The organism is Accumulibacter sp., from assembly GCF_031732815.1.
In the GTDB taxonomy this organism is placed as follows: Bacteria; Pseudomonadota; Gammaproteobacteria; order Burkholderiales; family Rhodocyclaceae; genus Accumulibacter.
The window spans coordinates 18,311-28,056 of record NZ_JAVMKF010000133.1; the positions used below are offsets into that span (position 1 = coordinate 18,311).

General features: G+C 65.2%; 9 protein-coding genes. 4 read left to right on the plus strand and 5 right to left on the minus strand.

The genetic code is table 11. The annotated features are described in order from the left end of the window. The first annotated feature begins 106 nt into the window (after positions 1-106). Positions 107-1,234, plus strand: a complete 1,128-nt coding sequence (locus RKP46_RS09440; protein ID WP_311106412.1) for an FIST N-terminal domain-containing protein — start codon at positions 107-109, stop codon at positions 1,232-1,234. Positions 1,235-1,273: 39 nt separating this feature from the next. Next, on the plus strand, positions 1,274-2,758 hold the full coding sequence (locus tag RKP46_RS09445) for an ATP-binding protein (RefSeq protein ID WP_311106413.1): 1,485 nt from the start codon (positions 1,274-1,276) through the stop codon (positions 2,756-2,758). Here RKP46_RS09445 and RKP46_RS09450 read toward each other — a convergent pair. From RKP46_RS09450 to RKP46_RS09465, 4 genes are all read right to left on the minus strand, one after another. Next, a complete protein-coding gene (locus tag RKP46_RS09450) occupies positions 2,755-3,654 on the minus strand; it encodes a recombination-associated protein RdgC (RefSeq protein ID WP_311106414.1) in 900 nt (299 codons plus the stop codon). The two genes, RKP46_RS09445 and RKP46_RS09450, sit on opposite strands and share 4 nt — an antisense overlap. 144 nt (positions 3,655-3,798) lie before the next feature. Next, entirely contained in the window at positions 3,799-4,452 is a 654-nt protein-coding gene (lolA, locus tag RKP46_RS09455; RefSeq protein WP_311106415.1) for an outer membrane lipoprotein chaperone LolA, read from the minus strand. Continuing rightward, the gene (locus RKP46_RS09460) at positions 4,449-6,791 is read right to left on the minus strand and encodes a DNA translocase FtsK 4TM domain-containing protein (protein ID WP_311106420.1); all 2,343 of its coding nucleotides are present in this window, start codon (positions 6,789-6,791) and stop codon (positions 4,449-4,451) included. Before RKP46_RS09460 ends, lolA begins: the two co-directional genes overlap by 4 nt. Before the next feature lie 34 nt (positions 6,792-6,825). Then, positions 6,826-7,536, minus strand: coding sequence for a Crp/Fnr family transcriptional regulator (locus tag RKP46_RS09465; protein ID WP_311106416.1), 711 nt, complete (start codon positions 7,534-7,536; stop codon positions 6,826-6,828). 277 nt (positions 7,537-7,813) lie between these two features. Here RKP46_RS09465 and trxB point away from each other — a divergent pair, with 277 nt between their 5' ends. Further along, a complete protein-coding gene (trxB, locus tag RKP46_RS09470) occupies positions 7,814-8,779 on the plus strand; it encodes a thioredoxin-disulfide reductase (RefSeq protein WP_311106417.1) in 966 nt (321 codons plus the stop codon). A gap of 95 nt (positions 8,780-8,874) precedes the next feature. After that, entirely contained in the window at positions 8,875-9,438 is a 564-nt protein-coding gene (locus RKP46_RS09475; RefSeq protein WP_311106418.1) for a Smr/MutS family protein, read from the plus strand. Between the two features lie 99 nt (positions 9,439-9,537). Here RKP46_RS09475 and RKP46_RS09480 read toward each other — a convergent pair. Beyond that, the coding region (locus RKP46_RS09480) for a P-II family nitrogen regulator (RefSeq protein ID WP_311106419.1) at positions 9,538-9,746 on the minus strand (209 nt) is incomplete at its 5' end.

Sequence of the window (9,746 nt, forward strand, 5' to 3'; positions counted from 1 at the left end):
ATCAGCGGGCGCCTTGACCGCTGGCGAGGGCGGCCAATATACTGCCCCGCTCGTCGCCGTTTTCGTCATGGGTGCCTGCGAGCAGGCTCAGAAGGGCTATTGAATCATGTCGATGTTGTCTGTCAAGCGCGCCACCTCGAGTCACGCTGATGCCGCACAGGCGATCGCCGAGGTGCAGCGTCAACTCGAGCAGGCCGAGGTCAGCCTGGTGATTCTTTTCGTTTCGGCGCGCTACGACCTGAAGGCGGTCGAGGGTGCGCTGCGCGGCGCGTTTCGCTGCCCGGTGATCGGGTGCACGACGGCCGGCGAGATTACTTCAAGTGGCTATATCGCCGGCGGCGTGGTCGGCGTCAGCCTGGCTTCGCCGAGTCTTTTCGTTCATCCGAAGCTGATCGCCCCACTCGATACCTTCGGTTTGGCGGAGGGCGAACAACTGGCCGGCGAACTGCGCGGCGAGCTCAGGCTGGGGACTGATTTTGAACCCCGCAAGATGTTCAGCCTGCTGCTCGTCGACGGCCTGTCGATGCTCGAGGAGCAGGTGGTGGCGACGCTGCATCGGGCGCTTGCCGGCGTGCCGCTCTTCGGCGGTTCGGCCGGCGACGATCTTTCGTTCACGCGCACCCACGTTCTTTTCGACGGCCGTTTTCGCAGCAACGCCGCGGTGGTGACGCTATTCGAAACGACGCTGCCTTTTGTTCTCTTTCAGACGCAGCACTTCGCTCCGACCGACACGCGGCTGGTGATCACCGAGAGTGACTGCGCCTCGCGCACGGTGACCGAGATCAACGGTGGCCCGGCGGCGGAAGAATACGCACGCGCGGTTGGCCTGGAGATTTCGGAGCTGAATCCGCAAATCTTTGCCGCCTACCCGGTGATGCTGAAGATTGGCGGTGAGTACTACGTTCGCTCGATCCAGAAAGTCAATCCGGACGGGAGCCTGACCTTCTTCTGCGCGATCGACAATGGTCTGGTTCTGACCGTCGGCCGCGGCAAGGCGCTTGTCGAAAGTCTGGCCGAGACGCTCGCTCGCTTGCGCCACGAGTTGCCGACGATGAAGCTGATTCTCGGTTGCGACTGCATCCTGCGTCGCCTCGAGTTGCAGCAGAAGGGACTTGTTGAGGCGGCCGGCGAGGTCCTGAAGGACGTTGACTTCGTCGGCTTCTCGACCTACGGCGAGCAGGTCAACGGCATCCACGTCAACCAGACGCTGACCGGGATTGCACTTGGCGAGTAGCGCGTGTAGTCGGTCGCAGTGCACGTGCTGGCGGCGCCCATGACCGACGCTGCCGATCTGCCGAAACGCCTCGCGGCGCTCGAGCGCGAGCTCGGCATGCAGCGCAAGATCAACCGCGTCCTGATGGAGCGCGTCGAGCGCAGCGTCAATGACAGCGGCAGTTCGTATTCGCTCTTCGAGCGCAACATCACTTTGCAGCGCAGCGTCGATGCACAGGTGCGCGAGCTCGAGCGGGTCAATGCCGAGTTGCATCGGCTGATCGACACGGCGAATCGGGCACAACGCGCGGCCGAGGCAGCAAGCCGGGCGAAGAGCGAGTTTCTGGCGACGATGAGCCACGAGATCAGGACGCCGATGAATGGCGTGCTCGGCATGACTGAATTGCTGCTCGGCACGCGCCTTGATCCGACACAGCGCCGCTACGCCGAGTCGGTGTTCAGCTCGGGCCGCCATCTGCTTGGCATCATCAACGACATTCTTGACTTCTCGAAGGTCGAGGCCGGGCGTCTGGAGCTCGAAGCCGTACCGTTCTCGCCCGCCGAACTGGTCAGCGAAGCGGTTGCCATGTTCGCCCAGCCGGCGGCTGAGCAGGGGCTGCTCTTGTCCTGCAACCTGTCGCCGCCTGACCGTGCCGTGCGCCTGCGCGGCGACCCGTTTCGCCTGCGCCAGGTGCTGCTCAATCTGCTTAACAACGCGATCAAGTTTACGCCGGCGGGCAGCGTCGGCGTGCGCGCCTCGCTGGGCGATGCAGCGACCGGCCGGCGCCGTTTTTCCTTCAGCGTCGAGGATACCGGGGTCGGGATTCCGCCGGCGGCGCGCGACAAGGTGTTCGAGCACTTTGCCCAGGCAGATGGCTCGACGACTCGGCAATTTGGTGGTACCGGTCTGGGCCTGGCGATCTGCCGGCGCCTGGTCGAATTGATGGGCGGAACGATCGGCGTGGAGAGCGAGGTTGGCGTCGGCAGCCGGTTTACCGTCGACCTCGTACTGCCCGTGGCTGCGCCCGAAGTCGACAGCGGAAGCAGCTTGGCGGCGGCGGAAAGCGCCAACGCAAGGGTTGCTGAGCAGGACAAGGCAATCGGCGCTGTCCGCCTCGGGAGCGGCGCCGCGGCGGCGTGTCTGAACGGCCGGGTATTGCTGGTCGAGGACAACCCGGTCAACCAGGTGGTCGCCGAGGCGATGCTGAAGGCGCTCGGCATGACGGTAGAAGTCGCCCGTAACGGCCAGGAGGCGCTACTGCTGGCGGCCGTCCAGCGCTTCGACATTGTTTTGATGGATTGTCAGATGCCGGTGCTCGACGGCTACGCAGCGACCCGGCGACTGCGCCAGCGCGAGGCCGACGGCAGCGCGCGCGTGCCGGTGATTGCGCTGACCGCCAACGCGCTCGAAGACGATCGCCAGCTATGCATCGAGGCCGGCATGGACGACTATCTGAGCAAGCCCTATTCGCAGACGCAGCTCGCTGCGCTGCTGCGCCGCTGGCTGCCGCCGGCGGCCGGCGCCGCTGCGCCTGGTGAGCTCTAGGCGACCGACTTCGCTTCGCCGCCCAGCGCGGCGAGCAGGTCTTCGAGCAGGCGTGCGAGTTCGCCAGTCATCAAGGTGAAGTCGATGGCGAAGCGTTCGTCTTCGTTCTCGCCCTGACCCTCCGCCTGTTCTTTCAGCAGGTCGAGGAAACTCAGGCGCTTGAGCTGCAGGTTGTCGTCGAGGACGAACGAGATGCGGTCGTTCCAGGTCATCGCCAGACGCGTGACGACCTTGCCGCCGGCAATGTGGCGGCCAATCTCCTCGCCTTCGAGCGGGTGGTGCACATAGCGTACGGTTGCCTTTTCCGCCGAGCGCAATTCGAGATCCTGGTCGAGTGTGAAGCCGGGCGGCGCTTCGCCAGCGGCGACCCAGGCGGTCATTGCCGCCGACGGCGAGAGCATCACCTTGAGCAGCTTGGCGGGCAGCCCCTCGACGCTCTTGTGCAGATGTTCGAGGAACTCATCGGCCTTTGCCGGCGAAGCGCAGTCGACGACCAGCCAGCCATTGGTCGGGTCGATCCAGCCGTAGGTTGTGCGCTGGCGGACGAAGGCGCGCGGCAGCAGGCTCAGCGTCGTCTCGTCAAGGATTTCACGCAACTCGCGGCGCCCGACCCGCCGCCCTTCGTTTTCCTCGATCTCCTTCACCTTTTCGGCCGCGAAGCGCTTGACGACCGATATCGGCAGCAGCTTTTCCTCGACGCCGAGGGCGAGCAGGTATTGCCGTTCAAGCGTGTAGAGCAAGCTGCCGTCGGGCGCCGTCGGCTGCCAGCCAAGGCTGCGCGGGTCGGTCGCGGCGCACGCCTGCAGCGTGCGGCGGGCGAGCTGTTCGGCAAGTTGTTCGGCTTCGACAGCCCAGTTTTTCGGCAGACGGTAGAGGCTAAGGTTCTTGAACCACATGCGACGGGACTCCAGACAGACGGGAAAAGAGAGGTAGGGATGGCGCTCGGCCGGGGCGCGCTGTCCGGCGATCAGGCGACCGGCGAAAGGGCTGACGGGAGCCGCTGCCGCCCACCGGCGCCAGCGCACGTAGGTCGGGCCGCTTCATTCGCCGAGGAGGTCGGCGCCGGCCGGGGGAACGAAGCGGAAAAGCGTCGGTGGCAGGCGCGGGTTGCGCTCCAGACGGCTGAAGCTGAGCTTCGTCGTCTGGCCGAGACTGTCGTGCAGTTCCATCAGTTTCAGCTCGTGCGCGGCGAAACCCAGGCGGATCTTCTCGAATCCGCTGTCCGCCGTTTTTGGCCGGGCTTCCAGCCAGGCGATGCCGTCGTCGGCGTGGCGCGAGCTTGTCTCGCCGAGCTTGTCCTCTTCGCGCAGGCTGAAATTCTTCTCTATCGTGTTGTCGCCGGCGAGCAGCGCAGCCGGGCTGCCACCCAGCGCGGCGCCGACCTTGCGCACCGTCACCTGGCGCAGCTCGGGATCGTGCATCCAGACCTTTTCTCCGTCGCCGACGAGCAACTGACTGTAGGGCTGGTCGATTTGCCAGCGGAACTTGCCCGGACGGGCAATCATCATGACGCCGCTCGCCGTCTGCACGCTGCGTCCGTTACGCGCAACGACGGTCTGCGCGAAGTCGGCGCGCAGCGTGCGCGTGCCGCTCAGGAAGCGATGCAGGTCGGCGATCGCACCGGCTTGCACGGCATGCGGGGCAGTGAGCAGCGCGGCGAGAACGACGCCGGCAAGGCGCCACCGGTGACTCATTCGTCTTCCTTGCGCGCGATGACTTCGCGTCCGCCGCGCGGGTCCATCGCCGAAACGAGTCCGGCCTTCTCCATGGCTTCGAGCAGGCGGGCAGAACGGTTGTAGCCGATGCGCAGGTGGCGCTGAACGAGCGAGATCGACGCCCGGCGGTTCTTCAGGACGACTTCGACTGCCTGGTCGTACACCGGGTCGGCCTCACCGTCGGTCTCGCTGCCACCGCCCTCGCCACCGCTGGCGCCGGTGCCGCCTTCGTCACCCCCGCTGAGTACGCCGTCGACGTAGTTGGGCGTACCAACCTTCTTCAGATAGTCGACGACGCGATGCACTTCGTCATCGGCGACGAAAGCGCCGTGCACGCGCGTCGGATAGCCGGTACCCGGCGCCAGGAAAAGCATGTCGCCCTGGCCGAGCAGCGCTTCGGCGCCCATCTGGTCGAGAATCGTGCGCGAATCGATCTTCGACGAAACCTGAAACGAAATGCGCGTCGGGATGTTGGCCTTGATCAGGCCGGTGATCACGTCGACCGAAGGTCGCTGCGTGGCTAGAATCAGGTGGATTCCCGAGGCACGCGCTTTCTGCGCCAGACGGGCGATCAATTGTTCGACCGTCTTGCCGGAAACCATCATCAGATCGGCGAGTTCGTCGATGACGACGACGATGTAGGGCAGAACCGCCAGCGGCTCCGGCGTTTCAGGGGTGAGCGAAAGCGGATTGGGGATCTTCTCGCCGGCCTTTTCGGCTTCGCGCACGCGATGGTTGAATCCGGAGACGTTGCGCACGCCCATCGCGGACATCAGCTTGTAGCGCTTTTCCATCTCGGCGACGCACCAGTTGAGCGCGTTGCTTGCCTGCTTCATATCGACGACGACCGGCGCCAGCAGGTGCGGGATACCCTCATAGATCGACAGCTCGAGCATCTTGGGGTCGACCAGGATGAGGCGTACCAGGTCGGGCTCGGACTTGTAGAGGAGCGAGAGGATCATCGCGTTGATGCCGACCGATTTGCCCGAACCGGTCGTCCCGGCGACGAGCAGGTGCGGCATTCGGGCCAGATCGACGACCACCGGCTGGCCGCCGATGTCCTTGCCGAGGGTCATCGCCAGCGGGGCGTTGAGGTCGCTGTACTGCCGGCTGGAAATGATTTCGAGCAGGCGAACGGTCTGCCGCTTCGGGTTGGGCAGTTCGAGCGCCATCGAAGACTTGCCGGGGACGGTCTCGACGACGCGCACCGAGACGAGCGACAGCGAGCGTGCCAGGTCCTTCGCCAGATTGAGAATCTGCGCCCCCTTGACGCCGACCGCGGGCTCGATCTCGTAGCGCGTGATCACCGGGCCGGGGTAGGCTGCGGTCACCGTAACCTGGACGCCAAAATCGGCGAGTTTGCGCTCGATCAGGCGCGAGGTGTATTCGAGCGTCTCGTGACTGACGCTGTCGGTATGCAGTGGTGCCGGTTCGAGCAGGTGCAGGGGCGGCAGCATGCCGCCGACGACCGCTTCCGGAAAGAGGACAGCCTGGCGTTCGCGTTCGATGCGCTTTTCGACCTTCGGCGGCAAAGGCGGCGGAGCGCTGATCTCGGGCGGTGTTTCGATGAGCACCGGTTCATGCGTCTCGACCCTTCGCTTTTCGACCTCGACGACCGCTTCGCGCTCGCGCGCGATTTCACGGCCAATCCGCCGGTCGCGCCAGCGATCGAGCAGGTCGCGCAGAGCCAAGACGCCTTGCTCGAGCAGCGTCCCACAGCGTTCGGCAGCGGTGATCCACGACATTCCGGTGAAGATGCTCCAACCCAGAACGAGCAGGGCGAAAAGGGTCAGCGTGGCACCGGTGTAGCCGAGGTAGCGCACCGCGAAGGCGCCGACTTCGAGGCCGAGGATGCCGCCCGGGCCGACCGGCAGCGGCGCCGAATGCGTGTAGAAACGCAGCGTTTCGAGCCCGCTGCTGGCGCCAAGGAGGACGAGGAAACCGCTCAGCGCGATCAGCAGCGGGCGGCGGTCGCCCGTCTGCCGGCCATCCAGACTGCGGTAACCCCACCAGACGAAAGCAAGCAGCAGGACAATCCACCACCAGGCCGAAAGACCGAAAATGGCCAGCAGCAGATCGGCCAGCCAGGCGCCGCTACGGCCGGCCGGGTTGTGCAGGGTCAGCGCATGCACGGCGTGCGACCAGCCGGGGTCGGCCCGGTGGTAGCCCCAGAGCGAAAGCGCGAGAAAACCGGCGATGACGATCAGGATCAGCCAGCGCGATTCCTGCAGCAGCAGCGCGATCTTTTCGGGCAGAGGATTGCTGGCGGCACGCGAGCTCGAGCTCGTCTTGCCGGTGAGTCTGTTGAAGAAGGCCATCAGCGGGATCGCAGCAGGACGGTTCACCGCAGCGTCAGCTTTGCCGGCCGGGTGCGCTGGGCGTCGGCGCATCCTTGTCGGTGAGAACGATGCGGCCTTCCTCGACGCGGAAGTACCCGCGGTTTTCGAGGTCCTTCATAACCCGGCTGACCATTTCGCGCGAGGCACCGATCATCTTGGCAATGTCCTGCTTGGTCAGTCGGCGCTTGATTACTCGCCGGCCGCGTTCGTCTTCGGAAAAGTCGATCAGCAGCTTGGCAACCCGCCCGTAGACGTCGAGCAGCGCCAGGCTCTCGATGTTGCGGTCGGCTTCGCGCAGGCGCTGGACGAGACTCTTCATGATGTTCAAGCAAAGATCGAAGTTCTCGGCCAGACAGCGTTTGAAGTCGTTCTTGGTGATGACGAGCAACTCGCAGGTTTCGGTCGCGACGACGTCAGCCGAGCGCGGGCTGCCGTCGATCAGGCCCATTTCGCCAAAGAATTCGCCCGGGCCAAGCAGCGTGAGGATGACTTCGCGCCCCTCTTCGTCGCTGTTCAGGACCTTGGCACCGCCGCTGATCAGTACGTAGAGCGAATCGGTGCTGTCGCCGGCGCGCACGATTGTCGTCAGGCGCGTGACGCGGCGGTGGAAGGCGACTTTGGCAATCTGTTCGAGCTGGGAATCCGGAACTCCGGCGAAAATCGGAATGCTGTGCAGCAATATCAGGCTTGGTCCTCTCCTGGGCTGCTCGACCTGCGTGTTCATTGGCATTCTCTCATTAGTTGATGTGAGTGCTATCAAGGGTTTGCGCCGCGATTATAATGCACTTCTCAGATCTGCGAGAAAAAGCCGGCGCCGGCGCCCTGGCAGGCCACCGGTCGCCGCCGCCTGACGCTGGCGTGGGCGTCTGCCAGCGCACTTTGCCAGTGGGCAGCCGTCGCTTACAATCGTGCGCTGCGTTGCCGGTGGTGCGCCGACCGGCTGTTCGCCGCGCCGTCACGCCGCCGTTGCCCAGTTACCCACTTCGAGGGAGCAATTCAGAATGAGCTCAACCCCCCGCCACTGTCGTCTGTTGATTCTCGGTTCGGGTCCGGCCGGCTACACTGCCGCCGTCTACGCGGCGCGCGCCAATCTGCAGCCGGTTCTGGTCACCGGTATGGCGCAGGGCGGGCAGCTGATGACAACGACCGACGTCGACAACTGGCCGGGCGACGTGCACGGTGTGCAGGGGCCGGAACTGATGCAGCGCTTCGAGCAACACGCGCGGCGCTTCGAGAGCGAGATCATTTTCGATCACATCCACACGGCGCAGGTTGGCGAACGGCCTTTTGTCCTGATCGGTGATAGCGCGACCTATACCTGCGATGCGCTGATCATCGCCACCGGTGCTTCGGCGCAGTACCTTGGCTTGCCGTCCGAAGAAGCGTTTGCCGGGCGTGGCGTTTCCGCCTGCGCGACCTGCGACGGCTTCTTTTATCGCAACCAGCCGGTGGCCGTCATCGGCGGTGGCAATACGGCGGTCGAAGAGGCGCTTTACCTGGCCAACATCGCCAGCCACGTGACTCTCGTCCACCGGCGCGACAAGCTGCGCGGCGAGAAGATCCTGCACGACAAGCTTTTTGCCCGCGAGCGCGCGGGCAAGGTGACGATTCGCTGGAACTGCACGCTGCAAGAGGTTCTCGGCGATCAGTCCGGAGTGACCGGGATTCGCCTGCAGGACAAATTGAGCGGCAAGCTCGAAGACATTCCCTTGCTCGGCGTCTTCATCGCCATCGGCCACAAACCGAACACCGATCTCTTCGTCGGCCAGTTGGCGATGGACGGCGGTTACCTGATTACCCAGGGGGGGCGACACGGCAACGCGACCGCGACATCCGTTCCCGGCGTCTTCGCTGCCGGCGACGTGCAGGACCACATCTACCGCCAGGCCTGTACCTCGGCCGCCAGCGGCTGTATGGCGGCGCTCGACGCCGAGCGCTACCTCGATGGCCTTGGTTTGAGCGGCTGACGGCCGGGCGCGCGGCGGCCGGCGACAACCGGCGGCACGCCAGTCCGAGCCGGCTTGCGCGACGAGCCAACTGCACGCTTATCCCGGTGCCAGGCATGAACAAGCGATGGCCAGAGCCCAGCGCGGATGACTTGGCCGCTTTTCTCGCCGCCGTCGACGGCGCGACTCCGTTGCGTCGGGGAGGGCGCGTCTTGCTCGACCCGCCAAAACCGAGCCCGCGTCCGCGTCAGCGCGAAATCGACGAAGCCGCCGTGCTCGGCGAAGCGCTGCATGCGCCGCTGGCGGTCGACGACTGGCTCGACCTGGGCGGGGCCGACTCGTTTCTGCGCCCCGGCCTGCCGCGCGCGATCCTGCGCGACTTGCGGCGAGGGCGCTGGTGCATTCAGGATCACCTCGACCTGCACGGCTTGAATCGCCATCAGGCGCACGCCGAGGTGACGGCTTTTCTCGGCGATTCGCTGTTTGCCGGCAAGCGCTGCCTGCGCATCGTGCATGGCCGCGGACACGGCTCGCCGGGGCGCGAGGCGGTCCTGCGTCGCCTGGTCAAGAGCTGGCTGGGTCGCTGTCGGGATGTGCTGGCTTTCTGTCATGCACCGCCGAGCGACGGTGGCGACGGTGCGCTATGGGTGCTGCTCAAGGGGAGCGGACAACCGCGTTAGGCGTTGGCGATTGCCTGGCGCCGGCGCGGTCGGTACCACCAGCCGCGCGAGTAGCGGGGCAAGGCGCACGGAGCCTTGCCACTGGTGGTAGCTGCAGCGTCAGATCGCCGCTTCGTCCAGTTCGCCAGTACGGATGCGAACGACCTGGTCAACCGTGCTGACGAAGATCTTGCCGTCGCCGATCTTGCCGGTGCGCGCCGCCTTGACAATCGCATCAATCGCCGGGTCCACGCCGCTATCGCTGACGACAATTTCGATCTTGACCTTGGGCAGAAAATCGACCACGTACTCGGCGCCGCGATAGAGTT